Origin of the sequence: Pseudomonas sp. 6D_7.1_Bac1 (assembly GCF_025465945.1) — a bacterium.
In the GTDB taxonomy this organism is placed as follows: Bacteria; Pseudomonadota; Gammaproteobacteria; order Pseudomonadales; family Pseudomonadaceae; genus Aquipseudomonas.
Genome location: NZ_JANLNW010000006.1, coordinates 45,751 through 68,398, shown reverse-complemented (window position 1 = coordinate 68,398; position 22,648 = coordinate 45,751). Strand labels below are relative to the sequence as shown.

Annotated in this window: 19 protein-coding genes; 10 read left to right on the top strand and 9 right to left on the bottom strand. The window is 61.0% G+C overall.

The genetic code is table 11. The features are described 5' to 3' along the window. The first annotated feature begins 40 nt into the window (after positions 1-40). Entirely contained in the window at positions 41-664 is a 624-nt protein-coding gene (locus NTD87_RS01590; protein ID WP_262111396.1) for a glutathione S-transferase family protein, read from the top strand. Between the two features lie 64 nt (positions 665-728). Continuing rightward, entirely contained in the window at positions 729-2,759 is a 2,031-nt protein-coding gene (locus NTD87_RS01585) for a pyridoxamine 5'-phosphate oxidase family protein (protein WP_262111395.1), read from the top strand. Between the two features lie 35 nt (positions 2,760-2,794). On the opposite strand, the gene NTD87_RS01580 is transcribed toward NTD87_RS01585, so the two are convergent. Genes NTD87_RS01580 through NTD87_RS01545 form a run of 8 tightly spaced genes read right to left on the bottom strand, consistent with a single transcriptional unit; the run spans position 2,795 to position 11,780 of the window. Next, entirely contained in the window at positions 2,795-3,925 is a 1,131-nt protein-coding gene (locus tag NTD87_RS01580) for a glycosyltransferase family 4 protein (RefSeq protein ID WP_262111394.1), read from the bottom strand. Further along, entirely contained in the window at positions 3,926-5,056 is a 1,131-nt protein-coding gene (locus NTD87_RS01575) for a glycosyltransferase family 4 protein (RefSeq protein WP_262111393.1), read from the bottom strand. Then, positions 5,040-6,407, bottom strand: coding sequence for a glycosyltransferase family 4 protein (locus NTD87_RS01570; protein WP_262111392.1), 1,368 nt, complete (start codon positions 6,405-6,407; stop codon positions 5,040-5,042). Before NTD87_RS01570 ends, NTD87_RS01575 begins: the two co-directional genes overlap by 17 nt. After that, positions 6,404-7,657, bottom strand: coding sequence for an ABC transporter ATP-binding protein (locus NTD87_RS01565; RefSeq protein ID WP_262111391.1), 1,254 nt, complete (start codon positions 7,655-7,657; stop codon positions 6,404-6,406). The genes NTD87_RS01570 and NTD87_RS01565 overlap by 4 nt, the downstream gene beginning before the upstream one ends. After that, a complete protein-coding gene (locus tag NTD87_RS01560) occupies positions 7,657-8,451 on the bottom strand; it encodes an ABC transporter permease (protein ID WP_262111390.1) in 795 nt (264 codons plus the stop codon). Before NTD87_RS01560 ends, NTD87_RS01565 begins: the two co-directional genes overlap by 1 nt. Next, a complete protein-coding gene (locus NTD87_RS01555; RefSeq protein WP_262111389.1) occupies positions 8,452-9,894 on the bottom strand; it encodes a mannose-1-phosphate guanylyltransferase/mannose-6-phosphate isomerase in 1,443 nt (480 codons plus the stop codon). A gap of 3 nt (positions 9,895-9,897) precedes the next feature. Further along, positions 9,898-10,869 carry a GDP-mannose 4,6-dehydratase gene (gmd, locus tag NTD87_RS01550; RefSeq protein WP_262111388.1) on the bottom strand — a complete coding sequence of 324 codons (972 nt, stop codon included), beginning with the start codon at positions 10,867-10,869 and terminating at the stop codon, positions 9,898-9,900. After that, positions 10,866-11,780 (bottom strand): GDP-mannose 4,6-dehydratase, encoded by a 915-nt coding sequence (locus NTD87_RS01545; RefSeq protein WP_262111386.1) that lies wholly within the window; start codon positions 11,778-11,780, stop codon positions 10,866-10,868. Before NTD87_RS01545 ends, gmd begins: the two co-directional genes overlap by 4 nt. 427 nt (positions 11,781-12,207) lie before the next feature. On the opposite strand from NTD87_RS01545, the gene NTD87_RS01540 reads away from it, so the two are divergent. The 7 genes from NTD87_RS01540 to NTD87_RS01510 all read left to right on the top strand — a co-directional run bounded on the left by NTD87_RS01540 (position 12,208) and on the right by NTD87_RS01510 (position 21,354). Beyond that, a complete protein-coding gene (locus tag NTD87_RS01540; protein ID WP_262111385.1) occupies positions 12,208-13,785 on the top strand; it encodes a glycosyltransferase in 1,578 nt (525 codons plus the stop codon). Next, the gene (locus NTD87_RS01535; RefSeq protein ID WP_262111383.1) at positions 13,779-15,083 is read left to right on the top strand and encodes a glycosyltransferase; all 1,305 of its coding nucleotides are present in this window, start codon (positions 13,779-13,781) and stop codon (positions 15,081-15,083) included. The genes NTD87_RS01540 and NTD87_RS01535 overlap by 7 nt, the downstream gene beginning before the upstream one ends. After that, positions 15,080-15,967 carry a class I SAM-dependent methyltransferase gene (locus tag NTD87_RS01530; protein WP_262111381.1) on the top strand — a complete coding sequence of 296 codons (888 nt, stop codon included), beginning with the start codon at positions 15,080-15,082 and terminating at the stop codon, positions 15,965-15,967. Before NTD87_RS01535 ends, NTD87_RS01530 begins: the two co-directional genes overlap by 4 nt. Next, the gene (locus NTD87_RS01525) at positions 15,964-17,118 is read left to right on the top strand and encodes an acyltransferase family protein (protein ID WP_262111379.1); all 1,155 of its coding nucleotides are present in this window, start codon (positions 15,964-15,966) and stop codon (positions 17,116-17,118) included. Before NTD87_RS01530 ends, NTD87_RS01525 begins: the two co-directional genes overlap by 4 nt. Further along, positions 17,112-17,945 carry a class I SAM-dependent methyltransferase gene (locus tag NTD87_RS01520; RefSeq protein ID WP_262111377.1) on the top strand — a complete coding sequence of 278 codons (834 nt, stop codon included), beginning with the start codon at positions 17,112-17,114 and terminating at the stop codon, positions 17,943-17,945. The genes NTD87_RS01525 and NTD87_RS01520 overlap by 7 nt, the downstream gene beginning before the upstream one ends. Positions 17,946-18,020: 75 nt before the next feature. Continuing rightward, a complete protein-coding gene (locus tag NTD87_RS01515; protein ID WP_262111376.1) occupies positions 18,021-19,223 on the top strand; it encodes a DUF3142 domain-containing protein in 1,203 nt (400 codons plus the stop codon). Continuing rightward, positions 19,210-21,354: a hypothetical protein gene (locus tag NTD87_RS01510; RefSeq protein ID WP_262111375.1), complete on the top strand. Its 2,145-nt coding sequence runs from the start codon at positions 19,210-19,212 to the stop codon at positions 21,352-21,354. Before NTD87_RS01515 ends, NTD87_RS01510 begins: the two co-directional genes overlap by 14 nt. Here NTD87_RS01510 and NTD87_RS01505 read toward each other — a convergent pair. Next, on the bottom strand, positions 21,351-21,980 hold the full coding sequence (locus NTD87_RS01505) for a LysE family translocator (protein WP_262111373.1): 630 nt from the start codon (positions 21,978-21,980) through the stop codon (positions 21,351-21,353). The genes NTD87_RS01510 and NTD87_RS01505 overlap by 4 nt on opposite strands. Positions 21,981-22,123: 143 nt before the next feature. On the opposite strand from NTD87_RS01505, the gene NTD87_RS01500 reads away from it, so the two are divergent. Continuing rightward, positions 22,124-22,597 carry an Lrp/AsnC family transcriptional regulator gene (locus NTD87_RS01500; RefSeq protein WP_054594814.1) on the top strand — a complete coding sequence of 158 codons (474 nt, stop codon included), beginning with the start codon at positions 22,124-22,126 and terminating at the stop codon, positions 22,595-22,597. Positions 22,598-22,648 lie beyond the last annotated feature (51 nt).

Sequence of the window (22,648 nt, the reverse complement as noted above, 5' to 3'; positions counted from 1 at the left end):
ATTCTCTCCTGAACCGCGTAATCCACCCGCGGAGTCGACCATGCACGCCATCAAACTCTACAACTTCCCGCGTTCCGGCCACGCTCACCGCGTGGAGTTGATGCTGTCCTTGCTTGAGCTGCCAACGGAACTGATCTTCGTTGATCTGGCGAAAGGCGCGCATAAACAACCGGACTTTCTCGCACTCAACCCCTTCGGCCAAGTCCCGGTAATCGATGACCAAGGCGTGGTGCTGACGGATTCCAATGCGATTCTGGTGTACCTGGCGCAGAAATACGGCAAGGGCCGCTGGTTGCCCACCGACCCGGTCGGTGCGGCGAAGGTTCAGCGCTGGTTGTCGGTAGCGGCTGGGCCGATTGCCTTCGGCCCCGCCATTGCACGGCTGATCACGGTGTTCGGTGCGCCTTACAACGCCGAAGAAGTGATCACCCGCTCGCACAACCTGCTCAAGGTGGTGGATCAGGAACTGGCCAAGTCCGCCTACCTCGCCGGTGATCAGCCGACCATCGCCGATGTTGCTGCCTATAGTTACATCGCCCATGCGCCGGAAGGCAACGTGTCGCTGGCCGACTATGCCAACGTGCGAGCCTGGCTGGCACGGATCGAGGCGTTGCCCGGCTTTGTCGGCATGCCACGCACCGTGGCCGGTTTGCAAACCGCCTGAAGCACTTACGGCCCGGCATTGCCGGGCCGTTCACACTGCGCCGTGTGCGCAGGGGAGAACCGTGATGGAGCTTTCACCTTGGCATGCTGGCGAGAAACAGCTGCAGGCCCATGTCGGTGTTGCCGAGCGTATGGAAGCGCACGGGCGCAAGGTGATCCGCGGCGAAATGCCGGATCAACATCGGCAGTTCTATCGGCAACTGCCGTTCATGCTGTTTGGTGCAGTGGACGCCGACGGCAACCCTTGGGCGAGCATCCTCGAAGGCCAACCGGGTTTTGCCCATTCGCCCGAACCTGCTCTGTTGCAACTGGACAGCCTGCCCACCACCGATGACCCGGCGCAATTGCAGGTCGGGGCGGCGATTGGCTTGCTGGGGATCGAGTTGCACACCCGGCGGCGTAACCGGATCAACGGCCGGGTCAGCACAATGGGGGCACAAGGTCTGAGCGTCGCGGTTGAACAGGCCTTCGGCAATTGTCCGCAGTACATTCAATTACGTCAGTTCCAGTCGGTGCCATTGGCCGATCCATCGACCCGCATCGCCCAGCGTCTGAATTCGCTGGATGACGCGGCCACGGCGATGATTCGGGGCGCCGACACCTTCTTTGTCGCCAGCTACGTGGATGTGGATAACTCGCGCTCTGTGGATGTTTCTCACCGCGGTGGTCAGGCGGGTTTCGTTCAGGTCGAGGGCGACTGCCTGACCATCCCTGATTTTGCCGGCAACCTGCATTTCAATACCTTGGGCAACCTGCTGCTCAATCCGCGCGCCGGGTTGCTGTTTATCGATTTCACCACGGGCGATCTGCTGCAGGTCAGCGGTCGTACCGAAATCATCCTTGAAGGCCCGCAAGTCGAAGCGTTTCAAGGCGCCGAACGGTTATGGAGACTGCACGTGCAGCATGTCGTACGTCGGCCCGCTGCGTTGGCGTTGCGTTGGCGCTTCGACGGGGTTTCGCCCAACAGCCTGATGACCGGCACCTGGGAACAGGCGGCTGCCAGGTTGCAGGCCGCGGCATTGGGTGATCACTGGCGGCCCTTGCGGGTCAGCCGGATCGAGCAGGAAAGCCGGAACATTCGCTCGATCTATCTGCAACCGGCTGACGGCGCCGGGTTACCGCTGTTCCAGGCGGGGCAGCACTTGCCGGTGCGCTTTACCCTCGATGGCCAGGTGCACATCCGTACGTACAGCCTGTCGAGTGCGCCGTCCGATGAATTCTTCCGCATTAGCTTGAAACGTGAAGGGTTGGTCTCTACACACCTGCACCAACAGATTCGGGTCGGTGACCTGATTGAAGCCCGTGCGCCGCAAGGGCATTTCACGGTGGCCGCCCATGAACGCCGGCCACTGGTGCTGTTGGCGGCCGGGGTCGGCGTCACGCCGTTGTTGTCGATGCTGCGTGAAGTGGTTTACCAGGGCCAGCGCACCCGGCGTACCCGGCCGAGCTGGTTGATCCAGAGTTCGCGCAGCCTGGCCGATCAGCCGTTTCGCGCTGAGCTTGAGCGCTTGCTGGACGGTGCGGATGACGCCGTGCGGGTCGTACGCCTGCTCAGCCAACCGGAAAGCGAGGCCCGGGAGGGCGAGGATTTTGACCTGAGCGGGCGTATCGACCTCGCGCTGCTTCAAACCATCCTGCCGGTGGAAGACTACGATCAGGTGGATTTTGTCTTGTGTGGCCCGAGCAGTTTCACTCAAGGGCTGTACGACGGCTTACGTGGGTTGGACATCCGCGATGAACGGATTCACGCCGAGACCTTCGGTCCTTCAACGTTACGTCGGCTGCCGGATCCTGAAGCACCGGTTATCGAACAGCCTCCAGCGGCCACCACGTCGGTGGCGGTGGTGTTCCAGCGTTCGGCCATCGATGCGCGCTGGCAGCCGGACGGCGGCAGTTTGCTGGCGTTGGCGGAAAGTCGGGGGCTGCGGCCAGAGTTCAGCTGCCGCGGCGGTTCCTGTGGCACCTGCAAGACCCGTTTGATCAGCGGCCAGGTGAGTTATCCACAGCCCCCGGCGGAGTTACCTGGTGCGGGGGACGTGCTGATTTGCTGTGCGGTGCCGGCTCAGGACCAAGAGCCGCTGGTGCTCGACCTGTAATCAGTGTGGGAGCGGCTTGCTCCCACCAAAGGCGGTTACGCGTAGGACAGCGATTTTTCTTCCAGCAGTTCCTGATACAACTCGGTCCACTTGCGGCCCATTTCGTCAGCGGTGAACAACTGCCGGTAACGCGCTTCAGCCTTCATGCCCATTTCCGCTGCGCGGACAGGGTTTTCCCACAGCGTGCGCATGGCTTCGCGAAACGCCTGTGGATGACTTGGGGGCACCACCAGTCCGGTCTCTCCGTGAATATTGATGTAACTGGTGCCGGTGCCGATTTCGCTGGAGATCATCGGTTTGCCGTACATCGCCCCTTCGAGCAGGGAGATGCCAAACGCCTCCGAGCGCAGGTGTGACGGGAAGACAATCGCGTAGCTCAATTGCAGCAGTGCAGCTTTGTCTTCGTCGTCCAGGCGTCCGAGGAACTGCACGTTGCGCAGGCCCAGCGCGGCGGCCTGGGCGTGTAGCTCGTTCTCCAGAGGCCCGGCACCGACGATCACCACCGGATAATCGACGTCTTTGAGCGCATCGAGCAGGATGTGCAGGCCCTTGTAGTAACGCATGACGCCGACGAACAGAAAGAAACGCTCACCCAGGCGCTGGCGCCAATGGGCCATGCGCTCGGTGTCGGGTTTTGGATAAGCGGACTTGTTCAGGCCATAAGGAATGACCCGGGTTTTGTCCGGGAAGTTTTTTAGAACTTCACTGGTATGCAGGTAGTTCGGCGATGCCGCGACAATCCGATCGGCGCTGGCCAGAAAACGCGTCATCAACGGTCGGTAGAGTTTGAGCAGGTGCTTTTGCCGGATGATGTCCGAGTGGTACGTCACCACGCTGGGTTTGTTTATTCCACTGACGAAATGCACCACATCCATGAAAGGCCAGGGGAAGTGATAGTTGATGACGTCGGCTTCTGCGGCCAATTCCCGAAACTGTTTGAAGACGCTGTAGGAAAACCCGGTGGACGCGAATTGCACATCGAGTTTGGCGCGATGGACTTCGTGCTGACCAAACGGGATGACCGTAGGCGTCGGGTTGGCGCTTAACGTCAGAACCTGGCTTTCAATGCCATGCTGCGCGCCGCTTTCGCAGAGCTCAAACATGACATGTTCGATACCGCCGACGGTTTCTGACAAGTACGTTTTGTAGAAATGAAGAACACGCATTCAACCTCCCAAAGCCTGGCGGTAGGCGCGAACGGTCAGCTTCGCGCAACGCCCCCAGGAAAAAAGCTTCGCCCGTTGCAATCCCGCTTCCCGGCATACCTGCCAATGCGCTTCATCGTCGGCCAGACGGCTCATGGCCTCGCACAAACCGTGCACATCATCAGGCTCGATATAGTTGCCCGCGGCGCCCGCGACTTCGGGCATGGCCGAGCGTCGGGTCAATATCACGGGTGTGCCACTGGCCATGGCCTCCAGAACCGGAAGGCCGAAACCTTCATACACGGAGGGGAAAACCAGCGCCCGGGCGCCAGCCAACAACTGTGCGACCTGCTCATCAGGCAGATACCCCAGCAGGCGGACATGGCCGGCCGCCAAGGCCTTGTGCAGGTCATCACCGAGTGGGTTACCCCGCCACCCGGCCATGCCGACCACGAGCAAAGGAAAACGCTGACGCAGCGCCAGCGGCAGTTGCGTGTGGGCGCGCAACGCCAGCGAGAGATTCTTGCGCGGCTCCAGGGTTCCGACACACAGGAAGTAGCCCTGGGGATTTACGCCATGCGGGTGCAATGCCTGCTGCAATGATTCGTGGGTGCGCGGGTGGAAACGCGCCGCGACCCCCAGCGGCGCAACGACAAAACGCTCAGGCCCAAGGCCGAAATAACGCTGAGCCTCGTCGGCGACAAACTGCGAGTCGGTCAGGATCAGGCGCGCCTGTTGTACGCCCTGGCCCAGCCGCCGCTCAATCTCCCGCAACCGTGCTGCTGGCTGGGTCGACGGGTAGTGCAGATGGGTCAGGTCGTGCAGGGTGATGACGGTCGGGCCCTTGAATGCAAAGGGCCACAGACTCGGTTCGTGGTAGAGGTCGATGGCCGCAGAGCGCCCTCGGTCGAAGCGCCGTTGTTCCAGCCAGCGACGCGCCTGATAGGCCCCAGGGATCTGCCGCAAAAAAGGAGTCAGCCGCGAGTAACCGGGCATCACCGCCGTTGGCAGCGACGAGCTCCAGCCACGACCGTGGAACAACGACAGTTCCAGGCCCGGTTCATGAGTCAGGGCGCTGACCAGTTCGGCCAGGTAGTGGCCAATACCGGTTCGGGGTACCTGGAGAATTCGCGCGTTAAGGGCAATCCGCATGCTGCCTCTCAACGGTCACTGGGGTCTTCTTCAGGTTGCGCAGGACTCGCTTGACCAATTGCGCACTGGCTTCGCGCCAACCGAGCCAGCGCCATTCGCTCACTGTGCGTGCGGCCGGGAAGGTCCCGGTGTTTTCCATGTGGGTGACCAGATCGACCAGACTTTGCGGGGACGCGAGATCGAAATAGGCCATGAACTCACCGCCAATCTCGCGGAATACCGGAATGTCGCTACCCATCGCCGGCAAACCGCGCTGCATCGCTTCCACCAGCGGCAGGCCAAAACCTTCGACGTGGGACGGAAACACCAATGCACTGGCGTGGGAGTAGGCATGTTCGAGGCTGGTGTCGCTCAGGTCGTTAAACATGAACAGCCGTCGGTTCAGCTCCGGGTGTTCACGCACGCGGGCGAGCAGGGCGTCGCACTTCCAGCCGATTCGGCCGGCAATGCACAGTCGGGCCTTGGAGCCTGCGGCCCAGGCCAGCTCGAAGGCGTCCAGCAGATAGTCGTGGTTCTTGCGCGGCTCGATGGTGCTGACCATCAGGAACACCGGTTCCGGTGTTTCGAACATTCGCGTCAGGCGCGGTTCGACGGCGGCGGTCGCTTCGCTCAGGTCCAGTTCGGAGCCGAGGTGGAAATAGTCGAACCACAACCTGTCGGCTTTCGCCGGGCCGACCCGGCGATGCAATTCCTCACGCACCTGATCGCGCACCGTGGCGGAAATCGTCATGTAGCCGTCGGCAGTTTGGGTGATCCAGTCGAACCACTCGTTAAAGATCTGCACCAGCCGTGTGTCGTAGAACTGCGGGTGGGTCAGGGGAATCAGGTCGTAGATCACCGAAACAATACCCACGCCGTCGCGTTTGAGTTGTTCGGCAAACGGGAAAAAGTCGGTATGCCAGGACGAGTCCAGCAGCACCAGTTGATCCCCCGGCTGATGCTGCAGCGGCGAGCAACGCTTGGGCAGTTGATACTGGTTGAGGCCCTCGATCAGACGCAGCGGAATACTGAAACAGGCTATCGCCGTGACGCGGTAGGCCACGTGCAGCAAACGCTTGGCAATTCGCGAACGACTGCGCTTGTGGAGGCGTTGATGCAGTTGCCAGAAACGATGAGCCAACCGCCCCAGCCGCCCACCAAAGATCATCAACCCATCGAAAAGCGGAATGTTCAAAGGGGCCAGCTTCAGCACTCGGTAGAGCTTGCCGTTGAGCATCACTACGGGAATGCATTCCACGCCGTCGATGTTTTCCGACAGTTGATTGATGACGTTGCGCACCACCCGCTGAATGCCCGAATTGACCTTGGGATGCTGGAACACATGGGTGCATTCCACCAGCAGGCGAGTCATGGCGTGGTCTCCGAAACAGTCTGTGCGGTGGTGCGGGTGATGGTGGTTTTCGCGCCCAGCCACGAGCAGCCGACGAAGTCTTCATGGCGGTTATTGATGACGTGGAACACCAGGCCGTAGTCGCGCCATTCGAAATTGCGGTCCAGGTGCGAGTCCAGCCGAGACAAGCTCAGGGCCACGGAATAGTTGCCCTTGCCCAGGCCCATGACGAAGGCAAAGCGGTAGGTGACCCGCTCAAAGGCCTGCAGGTCGGTCAGCGCCTGATCCTGGCGATGGGTGTTGATCCCGTACATGGCCTGGCCCAGGCGATCCTTGATCATGAAGCCCAACACCAGCCGTTCGATGTCCTGGCGGACTTCGACCTGCACCTCCAGCACCACGGGCTGACCGACTTCGGCGGCGTCGATGGTGCGCTCGCGCTCGTCCAGCAAACGCACGCTGAGAATGCCGGCTTCGCCAGTGCCGGAAACGGTTTGCACTTGCCCGCCGGCGAGCATTTCCTGACGCACGGTCTGGCCTTCCCGTTCGGCGAGCAAGGCGTTGTAGTAATCCATGACCGCTTCGGGTTTGCCGTGCATGGCCATGCGGCCGCTTTCCAGGAGGATCGCCGAGTCGCATATCGACTGGATGGCCGAACGGTCGTGGGACACGATCAGCAGGGTGGTACCGGCTTTGCGAAAGCTGCGGATGCGGTCGAAGCTCTTGTGCTGGAAGTAGGCGTCGCCCACCGACAGGGCTTCATCGACGATCAGGATGTCCGGGCGCCGGGCGGTGGCCACGCTGAAGGCCAGGCGCATCTGCATGCCGCTTGAATAGGTGCGTACGGGGTGATCGATGGCTTCGCCGATTTCCGCGAAACGTTCGATCTCGGGCATCAGGGCTTCGATCTCTTCGATCGGCATGCCCAGCAGCTGCCCGGCCATGACCGCGTTCTGCCGGCCGGTGAAATCCGCATGAAACCCCATGCCCAGCTCCAGCAGCGCGGCAACCCGGCCTTCGAGCTGAATCTGTCCACAGGTCGGTTGGGTGGTGCCGGTGATCATCTTCAGCAAGGTACTTTTGCCGGCGCCGTTCACCCCGACGATACCTACCGCTTCACCGGGGGCAATCTCGAATTCCACACCTTGCAGCACCCAATGCTGGCGATGGCGGATCGGTGAAAACGGGATCAGCCATTCGGCCAGCCGGCTCCAGCGGGTGGGGTACTGCTTGTAAGCCTTGCCCAGGCCGGTAACGCGTATGTGTCCCATCAGAGTTCATCCACCATTTCGCCGACCCGCTGGCGAAACAGCCGCAGCCCGATCACACAGAACAACACACCGATCACCAGGATCGGCAGCAGGGAACTCCAGACCGGCCATTGGCCGTAGAGAAACACGTTCTGATAACTGGTGATCAGGTTGGTCAGGGGATTGAGTTGCAGCAGACGCTGGACCCACTCGGGCAGGATGCTCATCGGGTACACGATTGGCGTCAGCCAGAACCAGAATTGCAGGCAGATGCCGAAGAACTGCCCGACATCGCGAAAGAATACGTTCAGCACGCCAAGAATCATCCCCAGCCCGGCGCAGAAGATCACCTGCAAGGCCACCAGCGGCAGCAGCGCCAGCAAGGCCATGCCCGGCAGGCGCCCGGTGATCAGTAAGAAGCCCAGGAACAACCCGATGATGATCGCGAAGTTGATGCCGGCATTGAACAGCACGATCACCGGCAAACAGACTCTCGGGAAACTGATTTTCTTCAGCAGATTGGCGTTTTCCAGAAACATGTTCTGGCTGCGCAAGGTGATTTCCGAGAACAGGCCCCAGGTCAGCAATCCGGCACAGAGGTAGACGCTGTAGGCCATGCCGTCATCCACCCCCGGCAAGCGGGCGCGCATGATGTGGGAAAAGACCACCGTATAGACGACGATCATCGACAGCGGGTTGAGCACGGTCCACAAGGCACCGAACAGCGAGTTGCGATAACGCGATTGGAACTCTCGCTTGACGCTACCGAGGATGAAACCCCGGTAGCTCCACAGCGAGCGCAGATTGAGCAACATTCAGACCGTCCTGCCGTACTGATCTTCGAAGCGGACGATATCGTCTTCTCCCAGATACTCACCGCTTTGCACTTCAATAATGACCAGGTCGATCACCCCCGGGTTTTCCAGACGATGCTTGTGCCCGGCGGCAATGAAGGTGGACTCGTTCTTGGCCACCAAGTGCGACCCCGAGCCATTGTTGGTGACCTTGGCCATGCCTTCGACCACCACCCAATGTTCGTTGCGGTGATGGTGCATTTGCAGCGATAGCTTGGCGCCCGGTTTGACCACGATGCGTTTGATCTTGAAGCGCGGACCTTCTTCCAGCACGGTGTACGTGCCCCACGGACGACTGACGGTGCGGTGCAGGCGATAGCTTTCGTGCTCTTTTTCCTTGAGCTGTTTGACCACCTTGCGCACGTCTTGTGCGCGGTCGGCATGAGCGACCAGCACCGCGTCGGCGGTGTCGATGACGATCAGGTTATCCACGCCGACGGTCGCGACCATACGGCCATCGCTCTGGACGAAGTTGTTGTGGCTGTCGATGAACAGCGCATCGCCGCTGGCGCGGTTGTTCTGCGCGTCGGCTGGAACCAGGGCACTGACGGCGCCCCATGAACCGATGTCGCTCCAGTCGAAACCGGCAGGCACCACCACCACCTTGTCGGAACGCTCCATCAAGGCGTAGTCGATGGAGATATCGCTCATCTCGGCGAAATGCGTCGCCGATAACTCCTGTTGCAGGCAGCCGCCAGTCTCGACCGCGGCGCTGGCCGCCAGGCATGCGTCGGCCTGTTCGAGCAATTGCGGGGCATGGATCTGCAACTCCGCCAGCAAGGTGCCGATCGAGAAGCAGAACATGCCCGAGTTCCACAGGAAGTTACCGCTTTCCAGGTAATGTGTGGCGGTTTGCAGGTCGGGCTTTTCGACGAAGCGTGCGACCTTGGTCGCTCCCTGCTCGTCCAGTGGCTCACCGCGTTCGATGTAACCGAAACCGGTCTCCGGCGCCGTCGGGATCACACCGAAGGTCACCAGATGCCCGGCCTCGGCCAGTTTCACGGCATGCGTGATGGCGGTCTTGAAGGCGTCTTCGTTCTGGATCAGGTGGTCAGCGGGCATCACCACCAAAATCGCTTCGTTGCCGTGTAAAGCCTGCAGCGCCAGGGCGGCGGCGGCGATGGCCGGGGCGGTGTTGCGGCCCACCGGCTCCAGCACGAAGTGTCCGCGGTGATGACCCAGATGAGCGTCCTGGTAGTGATCCTTGCTTTGGAAGTAGTAGTCACGGTTGGTTACCGTGACGATATCACCGTGTGTGCCGAGCAGCCCGGCGGCGCGTTGATAGGTCTTGCCCAGCAGCGTCTGGCCGTCGGGCAAGGTCATGAACGGCTTGGGATGACCTTCACGCGAAACCGGCCACAGCCTTGTTCCGGCACCACCAGAAAGAATCACGGGAATCAGCATGGCCTACTCCTTGGCGACGCGTTTCATGTCCGCATCCATCATCATGCGGATCAGGGTCTGCAAATCTGTTTTTGGCTTCCAGCCCAATAGTCGTTGCGCCTTGGCCGGATTACCCAGCAGCACATCGACTTCGGCCGGGCGGAAAAACGCCGGGTCGATTTTCACGAAGTCGCGGTAGTTGAGGCCGACGTGTTCAAAGGCGATCTGGCACATCTCGCGTACCGTGGTGGTGACACCCGTGGCGACCACGAAATCATCGGCCTTGTCCTGTTGCAGCATCAGCCACATGGCTTCGACGTAGTCGCCGGCAAAGCCCCAGTCGCGCTTGGCGTCGATGTTGCCCAGGCGCAATTCCTGCTGCTTGCCCTGTTTGATGCGGGCGGCGGCGTCGGTCACTTTGCGGGTCACGAATTCGATCCCGCGCAGCGGTGATTCGTGGTTGAACAGGATGCCGCTACTGGCGTGCAGGTTGAAGCTTTCGCGGTAGTTCACGGTGATCCAGTGGCCATAGAGCTTGGCCACGCCGTACGGGCTGCGCGGATAGAACGGGGTGTTTTCGTCCTGCTGTTCGGCCTGGATCAGGCCAAACATTTCGCTGGTCGAAGCCTGGTAAAAACGGGTGTGCGGACTGAACTGACGAATGGCTTCGAGCAGGTGGGTCACGCCCAGCCCATCGACAATCCCGGTGGTCACGGGTTGGTCCCAGGACGCCGCGACAAAGCTTTGCGCGGCCAGGTTATAGACTTCGTCAGGGGCCGACTTGATGACTGCGCGCTGCACAGAGCAGGCGTCGGCCATGTCACCGTCCAGGTAGACGATGTCGCCCTCGACGCCCATTTCGCGCAGACGCCAGCGTGAGTCGCTGCTGCGCCGCGCTACCATACCGTGGACTTTATAGCCCTTGTCGAGCAGCAGCTTGGCCAGGTAGGCGCCGTCTTGACCGGTGATCCCCGTGATCAATGCACTTTTTGTCATTGTTGTCTTACCCGTGACTCCCAGTCGGACAGGATCGCCCGCAAGGATTGTTGTGTTGTAAGTTCAGGCGCCCATCCTGTGGTCTGGTGCAGCTTGGCATGGCTGCCACAGACACGACGCTGTTCTGCGCGGCGAAGGCGCGCGGGGTCTTGAATCAGTTGCATATCGACCTGGGCCAGATCCGCCAACTGCTCGATCAGGGAACGAATGCTCTGCTCGACCCCGGAGCAAATGTTGTAGACCTGTCCGGGCGCACCGCGTTCAAGCAAGGCCAGGTAGGCGGAGACGACATCGCTGACATCGAGAAAATCGCGCGTCACATCGATATCACCCACTTCAAGCTCAGGCGCTTGCAGACCCTGCTTGATCCGACAGATCTGCCGGGCGGCGCTGGCAATGACGAAGCTGTCCAGCTGTCCGGCGCCGATGTGATTGAAGGGCCGTGCGACCAGCACACGCCAGCCTTCGGTCATGCCCCATTGCAGGCACAGCATTTCCGCTGAAAGCTTGCTCACGGCATAAGGGTTGCGCGGGCAGGGCGGCTGGTGTTCGTCGATCGGCAAGGCGCTTTCGTTGACCTGACCGTAGACATCGCCGGAGCTGACATACAGGAAAGTACCGTTGAAGCCTCGTGCCTTGAGCGCTTGCAGCAGGTTCAGGGTGCCCAGCAGGTTGACCTGAAACGTCTTCGCCGGGTCACGAAAGGCTTCGGGGACGAAGGTTTGCCCTGCCAGGTGAATCACGGCGTCGGGTACGTGCGGCCACAGACCGTCGAGGCTTTTGGGTTCGCAAAGGTCATAACGGGATGGGACAGGCGACAACTCCCAGCCCGAGTCAGAAGAGTTCAGACGGGATTGGATATGACGTCCTACGAATCCACTCAGACCCGTAACGAACAGACGCTTCTTCAAGCAGCAGCCCCCTCAATGAGCCAACTTCGGCAACCCCAGTCTTTGCTGGGTAAACCGGATAGCACTAACTGCTTTCTCGGAAATTTCTGACATGCGAAGTCGTTGTTGTAGTTGTTTGGTAGCCAATCTGTGCCAATTGCGCGGCAATTTCAACAGGTCCTACCGTGACTGGTCAGTTCTCGTTTGCGTAGCCTGATTTATTCTCGCCAGGCGGTTCACGAATCCTCAACGGATGTGTTTAGAATGCCCCTCATCACGATTGCCCAGCGATCGGCATGGCGGTTATCCGACCAGGCGAAGCTGACCATTAAAACAAGAACGCAGGCGGGCATGCAGACGATGGGCGAGCACCGTTTAACGGTCCGACCTGTGGCGCTACCGTCATAAGAGTGAGGCTGCCGGGACGGCGGCTTCATCGTGGGATGCCATGAATTTCATTCTCTACTCGGACGTCAACGACAGCTCCATCAGCCAGAGCCTCGGTCGCCCCGAATACAGTTACTACTTCGTGCTCAAGGCCTATCGCCCAGTGCTTGAAAGCCTGGGGCGGGTGCATGTGGTGTCCTCCACCGCCGAGGTCGATCCCCTCTACCGACAATGGCTTGCCGCTGGCGAAGACAGCCTGTTCCTGTCCTTCACGCCGCTACAGAAAACCCCGATCGACCTTGAGTGCCCGACGATCTGCGTGGTGGCCTGGGAGTTCGACTCGATTCCCGATGAGCAGTGGGACAACGACCCGCAGCAGAACTGGACGCACATGCTGGCTCGCCAGGGCCGGGTCATTACGCTCTCCAGTCACACCGCCCGGGCGATTCGCCGAGCCATGGGCGAAGACTTCCCGGTGTTGGTATTGCCGACACCGTTGTGGGAAAACTTCGCGGCCATTCGTAGCCGACACACCAGTCTACCGGTCAATCCGGGTTCGTCCCTGGACATCAAGGGGTGCATTCTCGATACCCGCACGCTCGGGTTGTCTGCCGATGCGCTGATTCCCGTTCCGCTGACCGCCGAGCAGTTGGCTGAGAGGGAGGCTGAGCTGGAGGCTTTGCGGCCGCCACCGCTGACGCTGAAACGGCGCTTCGTCATTGCCCGCCACTACCTGCGCCTGTGGGCGCTGGATCTGGGCAAGGCGCAACCGGTGCCGGTCGATCGCACGCATTTCCTGAGCCAGTGGTACCGGGAGGGGATTCGCGATCTTTTGTCGGACGCTGCCCATGACCGACTGGCCAGCTACCTGCCCGCTATCGCCGGCCCGCAGTCGGTTGCGGTGCCCGAGCCTGCCTCGACGGGTTTGCCCGACACTACGGCCCAGGTCGAAACCCGGGTCGATGGCGTGGTCTACGTCAGCGTGTTCAACCCCCAGGACGGTCGCAAGAACTGGCATCAACTGATCACGGCGTTCTGCTGGGCCTTCCGGGAAACCGAGGACGCCACGCTGGTGCTGAAGATTACCCACAACGATCTGTCGTCCTACTACAGCGAACTGATGACCTTGCTGGCGCAGCTGTCGCCCTTCGCCTGTCGGGTGGTGGTGATGCACGGTTATCTGGACGATCCGCAATACGCCCGGCTCTACGAAGCCGCCAGCTATTACGTCAACGCTTCGCGCTGCGAGGGCCTGTGCCTGCCGCTGATGGAGTTCATGGCCAGTGGCAAACCGGTGATCGCCCCGGACCACACCGCCATGGAGGACTACATCGACGAGCGCGTGGCGTTCGTGGTCGGGTCCAGCGAAGAGCTGACCATCTGGCCTCAGGACAGTCGCATTATCTATCGCACCCTGCGTTACCGACCGGACTGGGGCTCGTTGAAAACGGCTTACGAAAACAGCTATCGAATGGCCAAGGAGCGACCGCAGCAGTATGAGCATATGTCCCGCGCCGCCATCGAACGCATGCACGACTACTGCGCCTTCGCCCCGGTGCAGCAGCGCCTGTCGGATTTTCTCGGGCTGGTACCGCTGGTTTTGCCGGCAGCGGCCGTGACGGATAACGCCTCATGCTGATCATCATTCATTCGGAAACCAACCAGCACACCATTGCCCAGAACCTCGGCCGCTCGGAGTACAGCTATTACTTCGTGCTGAAGGAGTACCGACCGGTGCTGGAGCGGTTGGGGCGGGTGGTGGAGGTCAGCGACCCGCAGACCGAAGTCGATGCCCTGTACCTCGACTGCCTGTCCCGTGGGGAAGACTGCGTGTTCCTGTCGTTCTCGCCACCTCATCGCACACCGGTACATTTCGCCTGTCCGACCCTCGCGGTGTTTGCCTGGGAGTTCAGCACAATTCCCAACGAGCCGTTTGCCGGAGAACCCCGCAACGACTGGCGTAACGTATTGCGAGCGTCAGGCGCGGCGATTACCCATTCCAGCTATACCGTCAACGCCGTGCGCGAGGCCATGGGCTCCGACTATCCGATCATGGCGGTGCCCGCGCCGGTGTGGGACCGTTTTGCCGCGCGCGGTGCGCAGTTACAACGCCAGCCGCTGGCCAGTCAGGTGCGATTGACGATCAAGGGAGTGCTGGCAGACAGTCGCCTGCTCGACTTGCGTGCCTTTGGTCCTGCGCATTTGCGCGCCGGCGAGGGTATCGATTTCCAGGCGCCGGCTCGCGAGCACGAACTGGTACTCGACGGTGTGATCTACACCTCGGTGTTCAACCCAAGTGACGGGCGCAAGAACTGGGAAGATATGCTCAGTGCCTTCTGCGTGACCTTCCGCGAGGTGGAAGACGCGACGCTGGTGCTCAAACTGACCCACCATGATGCCGAAGAAGCGCTGAGCGACATCCTCCATCACTTGTACAAGAATCAGTCCTACCGCTGCCGCATCGTACTGATTTACGGCTACCTCGCGGATGCGGACTACGAGCGTCTGGTGCAGGCCACTAGTTACGTGGTGAACACCTCCTACGGCGAAGGCCAGTGTCTGCCGTTGATGGAGTTCATGTCCTGCGGCAAACCGGCCGTGGCACCACGCACCACGGCGATGATTGATTACCTGGACGCCGATAACGCTTTCCTGATCGACACTACCGATGAGCTGACCGCCTGGCCCCATGATCCGCGCCGGGCGTTCCGCACACTGCGTTACGTCACCAACTGGGCGTCGTTGTGCAGGGCCTATCGGGCCAGCTATGACGTCGCCAAAGACGATCCCGTGCGTTACGCGCAGATGTCCGCCCACGCGGTGGCCAGTCTCGAAACCTTCTGCAGTCAGGCAACCGCGGAGCAACGCCTTGGCGGATTTTTCGCCCGACTGTTCCAGGCCCATGCGGTGTCTGCCGTGGAAACCCCCGAGGCATGATCCGCGCACTGGTGAAACGTCTGTTTCCTGCGGTGAAAGCCGAACCGTTAGCGGTCGTGCCAAGCCCGGTGTCCCCCAGGGATGTAGGCTTGCACGACGCCATGCTCGACGGCTGGTTTCTGGGTGACAGCGGTGAGTTGCTCAAGGGCTTCGCCATCACGGCGGATGACACCTTGCTGGATGTCGGTTGCGGTGAAGGGGTGGCGACGTTGTTTGCGGTACGTCAGGGCGCGTCGGTGATCTTCACCGACAGCGAACACGACAAAGTCCGCGACCTCGCCCGGCAGGTAGCGGCGCAGTCGGACAAGCCGAATCTTGGGCTGGTGAGCAACAGCCTGCCGCTGCCCTTGGCCGATGGCTGTGCGAGCAAAGTGGTGTGCATGGAAGTGCTCGAACACATCGATCAGCCCGAGCCATTCATGGCCGAGCTGGTGCGTATGGGACGTCCCGGCGCGTTGTACCTGCTGAGCGTGCCGGCGCCGGTGGGCGAGCATTTGCAGCAGGGCATCGCACCGGCCAGCTATTTTCAATCGCCTAATCATGTGCAGATTTTCACCCCCGAGCGGTTTGCCGCATTGGTGGAGGACGCCGGACTGGTGATCGAGCATTGTCAGGCCACGGGATTTTTCTGGGTCATGGGCATGATCTTTTTCTGGGCCAGCGAGCGGGCCGCCGGGCGAGATCCGGGGGGCGCGGTGCGAGACCGGATTCAGGCGCCGTACCCGCCGCTGATGGAGAGCTGGGCGAAAACCTGGCAAGACTTGCTGACACACCCCGACGGACTGGCAATCAAGCAGATGCTTGACCGGTTCATGCCCAAGAGTCAGGTGATCATTGCCCGTAAACCGGTGGATGCCGATGCAACGTCCAGGAGGATGGCATGAGCAGCAAGCGAATCATGGATATCGAGTTGTTGCGCGGCATTGCGGTGCTCGGGGTGTTGTTTCATCACATGCAAGGCAGCCTGTTCACCGACACGGTGCCCCTGCTGCAAGCCATCACCGCGTTTGGCCAACCCTGGTGGGGCGTCGATCTGTTTTTCGCCATCTCGGGCTTTGTCATCGCACGCAGTCTGATACCGGCGTTGCAAGGTTGTAGCACACGTCAGGAGTACTGGGAGCAGACGCGCAACTTCTGGCTGCGCCGAGCGTTTCGGCTGTTGCCGTCGGCGTGGCTGTGGCTGGTGCTGATGTTGCTGGCGTGTGTGTTTATCAACCGCTCCGCCGCCTTCGGCACACTGCACGCCAACCTGCAGGCGACGCTGGCCGCGGTGGCGCAGTACGCCAATTTCCGCTTCGCCGACAGCTTCTACCATTACGAGTACGGCACCAGTTTCGTCTACTGGAGCCTGTCGCTGGAGGAGCAGTTTTACCTGTTGTTTCCGCTGTTGATTCTGGTCTGCCGCAAGCACCTGGTCTGGGCGTTGCTGGCGTTGGTCGCGGTACAGCTGTTTACGCTGCGTACGCCGATTCTGATGGTGGTCCGAACCGATGCACTGGCCCTGGGCGTGCTGTTGGCCATGTGGAGTGCGCAACCCGGTTACGTGCGCTGGGAACCGACGTTTTTGCGTCGGCCATGGGTCGGTGTGTCGGTGCTGTTGGCCATTGCGGTGGCGCTGAGTGTGCTGGCGACTGATCGTTTCACATTCATCAACTCGCGCATCGGTGCGATTGCCGTGCTCAGCGCGGTGTTGGTCTGGGTGGCGTCCTACAACCGTGATTACCTGATGCCAGCTGGACTGCTGAAGAGCCTGATGACCTGGATCGGCAGCCGCTCCTATGGAATCTACCTGATCCACATCCCGGCCTATTCGCTGGTCCGCGAATTGATCTTCCGCTTGCAGGCGGCCGGTCTGCCCAGTCCAGCCGGCCATCCGATCCTGACAATACTGATCGCTGGCGGGGTGATCGTCCTGTTGAGCGAGCTCAATTATCGCTTCGTCGAAATGCCCATGCGCAATCGCGGCGCTGCCCTTGTGAAACGCCTTGGCACGTCCCGAACCGCCGTTCCATCCTCTGGAGTCACCTCATGCTGAGCCTTTTGAAGAAACTCACGGCGAGGGCCCCAGCCCCCGCTCCCGTGCAGCCAGAAGTGCCTGCAGCCAAGGTCGATCCGTACATGCTGGGGCTGTATGACGCGACCCTCAGCGGCTGGTTCAATCAGCAAACCGGCGAGCTGTTCACTGGTTTCCCGGTGACCACCGAGGACACGTTGCTTGATGTAGGCTGCGGTGACGGCGGTAACGTACATTTCTGTGCCACACGCGGCGCGAAAATTATCATCGCCGACATCGATGCGGCCAAGGTCGAGGCGACTCGTCAGCGTCTGAGCGACACCATCGCGCCTAGCGTCGAGTGTCACGTGACCGACTGCGCACCGCTGCCGATCGCCGATGCGACGGCGACGCGGGTGGTCTCCACCGAGGTCATCGAACATGTGGACGATCCGGCACAGTTCCTCGCCGAACTGGTCCGCGTGGGCAAGCCCGGCGCGCTGTATTTGCTGACTGTCCCCCATCCCAGTTCCGAAAACCTGCAAAAAGGCATCGCCTCTCCCGAGTATTTCCAGAAACCCAACCACATCCGCATCATCAGCGAAGCGCAGTTCAAGCAGATGGTCAGCGATGCCGGCCTGGAACTGATCAGCCACAGCCAGTACGGCTTCTACTGGTCGATGTGGATGCTGCTGTTCTGGGAAGCCAAGGTCGATTTCAGCAACGCCGATCATCCGCTGCTCAATCACTGGGCTAACACCTGGCAGGCTGTGCTGGATTCGCCGCGAGGGGAGCAGATCAAGCAGGCGCTGGACGCGGTGGTAGCGAAAAGTCAGGTGATCATTGCCCGCAAGCCTGTGGCTGCGTAGGCTGACACGCTGAGCAACAAGGGCCCTGCGAGGCCCTTTTTGCGTTAAGGGATAACGTTCCGCTCAAAGGCCTTTATGTCAGCGACTTATTTCGCTCTGTGCGCGGTTTTTCTGGCCGTTTTGGGGCTGCTCAACGGTTGCCGGCAGCAGGACGCGCCACCGCTCGATCAACAACTTTACGTCTGGCAGCGGCAATGGACTGACGCCCATGACGCCGCCCTGGCGCAATCGCGCGAGGACTTTTCGACGCTGCGGGTGCTCGCCTTGCAGACTTATCCACAGGCCGGCTGGCGCCGTGCGCGGATCAATCCGGCGCTATTGAAAAACGATGGCCGTCCACTGATCGCGGTGATTCGACTCGATGGCCAGCTCAAGTCGCTGGATCAAACCGAAACCACAGCGCAGATCCAGCAGGTAGTCGCTGATTGGCAGGCCCAAGGCCTGACACTGACCGGCGTCGAGATTGACCACGATGCCGGCACGGCGCGCTTGCCGGCTTACCGTGAGTTTCTCGCCAGGTTGCGCAACGTACTGCCGGCCACGCTGAAACTCAGCATCACCGCGCTGCCTGCCTGGCTCGACAGTCCACAATTGCCGGCGTTGCTGGCGGTGGTCGACAGCAGCGTGTTGCAAGTGCATGCGGTGAGCAATCCCGAGCGCGGGTTGTTTGATCCCGTTCAAGCAAAAGAATGGGCCGGGCGCTGGAGCCGGATCACCGCGAAACCCTTTTACCTGGCGTTGCCGGCGTACGGCATCGCGCTGCTGCCGGGGGACGGCGGGGCGCCGCTGGTTGAAAGCGAAGTGCCGATCGAGCGCGTTGGGTCGCGCCGTGAACTGTTGGCCGATCCGCTGCAATTATCCAGGCTCGCCTCCCAACTGCGCGCCGAACCACCGGCCCATCTGGCGGGGTTGATCTGGTTCCGTCTGCCGCTCAAGGGCGACCGACGCGCCTGGAGCCTGGCAACGTTACGCGCCGTGTCGCAGGGTGATCGGCTGGAGAGCCAACTGAAGCTGAACCTTTCCGACAACGACGGTCTGTACGACATCGCCGTGAGCAATCGCGGCAACCTCGATGGTGGTCTACCCCAGCGCGTGACGCTGGCCGTCACGCAATGCGATGCGGTGGATGCGCTCAACGGTTATGCCGTGCAACAGACGCCCGGACAACTCAGCTTTACCCGCCTCAAAGACGGCCGTTTGCCGGCAGAGGCCGAGCGCGCCATTGGTTGGGCGCGCTGCACAAAAATTGATCAAGGAAGCTCGCATGTCTATCCGTAACTGGCCGCGTCACTTACTCGCTATAAGCCTCTGTCTACCGCTGGGTTCGGCGATCGCCTGTGGGCCTGATTTTCCGCTGCGTTTGCTGGGTGACCGGACGCAAACCCTGGGCGAAATGCCGGAAGGCAGCTTCCTGTTCGAAGTGAATCGCCTGGGCAAAACCATCGCCGGTCTGAAGCCTGCCGAGAGGATGACGCAGGTCTACGTTTACGGCTCGGGCGACGATTTTTATGTGCAGGCGCGAAACACCGATGAGCAGGTGGGGTTGAGCGACGCTCAGCGGGCGCAGGTGGCTCAGCTGCGAACGCAACAGGTTCAAGCCGACGGCGTCAGCCTGCCGCCTGAACTCAGTCTGTACACCACAGGTGCTGTGGCCTTCAACGCGGGCGAACATGCCGTGGCAGCGGAGTATTTTCGCAAAGTGCTGGCGCTGCCGGCCGATCAGCGCGCGTTGCGCAGCACATGGGCCGCGTATTCGCTGGGTCGGGCCTTGTTCGCCATCAGCCAGGAGGCCAATGACCTCGACGACGCTGGCCGTCGTGAGGCGCTGCAACAGGCCCGACAGGTGTTTGTGCTGACCCGCCAATTGAGTATCGAGGGCTTCAGCGATCCTCAGGAGTTGGGCATCGCCAGCCTCGGCGAAGAAGCACGGCTGGTACGTCTGGCAGGCGATTGGAACACCGCCGTCGAGCTTTACGCGACCCAGAGCCTGCAAGGCTCGCAGGTCGGTCTCAGTTCGCTCAAGCAATTGCTGCAAGAGTTGAGCGCAATGCCTGAGGAGCCGCTGCGCGAGTTGCTCAAAGGCAAAGCGGTGCAGCAATTGGTCACGGCGGCGTTGATCAGCCATGTCGGCTGGTCGTACGGTGAACACCCCCCCAGTGAACAAAAATTGATCAAGGCGCTGACAGGGAGCACCGTCGGCAGTCTGGATAACGCCGACCGCCTGGCGGCGCTGAATTATCAGATCGGTGACTACGCCACCGCCAAAGCCCTGCTTGAACACGCCGGCGATAGTGGTCTGGCCTGGTGGTTGCGAGCCAAAATGGCCCTGCGTGAGGGCGACAAAGCGGCGGCTGCCAGCGCCTATGCCAAGGCGGCCAAAGCCTTCCCGCAGAATGAAGACTGGGGATATCGCAGCACCTCAAGTGGCGATTATGAAACCCTTAAACCGGGCTGCCGGGTCGACGGTGAAAGTGCGCTGCTGGCGCTGGAGCGTGGCGATTATCTGCAAGCGTTCGAGCAGTTGTATCGCAGTCAGGATCTGTATTGGGAGGACGCGGCCGTCGTGGCGGAGCGGGTGCTGACCGTCGATGAGCTCAAGCAGTTTGTCGACCGCCAGGTGCCGGCGCCGACGCCGTTGACCCAGCAGGATCGCGACCGCCACCAGCCATTGTCGGTCGCGGCACGTCTGCGTGAATTGCTTGGGCGGCGCTTGCTGCGAGAGGAGCGCTACGACGAAGCGCCGGCTTACTTTGACAATCCCGAGTTGCAAGCCAAGGCACGAGCCTACGGGCAGTTACGTCAGGATGCCGAGTCGCGCTGGTGGCCAACCCGTCGTGCAGCGGATTATTTCAACGCAGCCTGGATGGCACGCGAGTGGGGGATGGAGCTTCTCGGCTACGAAATGGCTCCGGATTACGTGACGTTTGACGGCAACTACAGCCTCGAGCGTACTGAGCTGAAAGTCGGGCCGCTGATCACTGAAGGTGAGGTACAACGCCAGCTAGCCAGTGCAGCCAGACCGGATGAGCGCTTCCACTATCGGTATGTCGCCACGGGGCTGGCCAGCAAAGCCGCCGACCTGCTGCCCCACAGCAGTCAGGCGTTCGCGGCGGTGTTATGCGCAGCGGCGGGTTGGGGAACCAGCCTTGAGGAAGAAAGTGCGTTCTATCAGCGCTACGTCAAAGAAGGTCCGTATGTGGAGTGGGCGGTGAACTTTGGGCATCAATGCCCGTATCCCGATTTCCAGAACGCCGACAAACGTTATGTGACCCAAGTGCTGGAACCCGTGCGCTCAGCTTTGCGGCCGTATAAACCGTATAAAAAATGGCTGCAAATGGGTTCCGTAGTGGTGTTCACGGCTCTGGCGCTGTGGCTGATCAATCGCCACAAGCGCAAGGCAAGACCTTAGGCCTGTTGCACGAAAGTCAGGCGCAGTGCAAATCCGATCAGCAGGCTGCCAAACAGCCATTGCTGCACGCGCTGCGCCGACGGGCTGCGTTCCAGCCAGCGACCGAGCCAGGCCCCGATCAGCGCGTAGCAACTGTCGAACAGCAAACCGGCCACCACCAGCAACATGCCCAACGTCGCGAATTGTGTCAGTACTGGCCCTGCCTGCGGGTCGATGAATTGCGGCAACAGCACCGAGCAGAACAGCAATGCCTTGGGGTTGAGCAGGTTGGTCAGCAAACCGCGTTGGATTGCCTCGCGCCACGCCAGTTTCGACGGTGTGACACCTCCGGCGTTCAGGTTCGGCAGCATGTTCGAGCGCAGGCATTGAATCCCCAGCCATAGCAGATACGCAGCGCCGGCCAGACGCACCACTTCGAAAGTCCAGGGCGCCGCCTTGAACAGCGTCGCCAGACCCAGCGCGGCCAGCGCAACGTGGCAACCACGGGCAATCGCCAGGCCGATGGCGGTGGCCAGCGCCGCGGCTTTACCCTGCCTGGCGCCGGTTTGCAGCAGCAGAATCATGTCCGGGCCGGGCAACAGGTAAACCACCGCCAAGGCCAAAAAGAACATCCAGAGCTCTGCCATGTTGCACCCACTCGTTAGCGATTCGGTGATCAAAGTCTAGGGCCGAAGGGCAGGGCAGGTGCTTGCGTAGTCGCTCTCGGAAACAGCTAGACTTGGCAGCTTCTGCCAATCAATGAATCAAAACAGTCGGGAACTGCCAAACCATGAAACTGGACGCTTACGACCGCCGAATCCTCGCCGCGCTGCAACGCGACGGTCGCCTGAGCAACGTGCAACTGGCGGACGAGATCGGCCTGTCGGCCTCGCCGTGTTTGCGTCGGGTGCGGATGCTGGAAGAGGCTGGGGTGATTCGCGGGTATCAAGCCAACCTGGACCGTGACGAAGTGGGGCTGGGGTTGACCGTGTTTGTCGGGGTCAAGGTCGAGCGCCACAACGACGAAGAGGCCGAAGCGTTTCGTTTGGCCGTGACGGCCTTGCCCGAGGTGATTTCGGCGTTTCTGGTGTCAGGTGAGTCGGATTTTCTGCTGCAAGTGGTGGTGCCGGATTTGCGCGGTTACGAGCGCTTTCTGACCGGCAGCCTGCTCAAGTTGCCGGGCGTGAGTGATATCCGCAGCAACTTTGCGATCCACACCGTGAAAACCCCAGGGCCATTGCCGTTGGGGCATTTGCCGAGCTGATGCCCTTGGTCAGCCCGGCTAAGCTTTCATCTTGCTGCTTCATCATTTGTG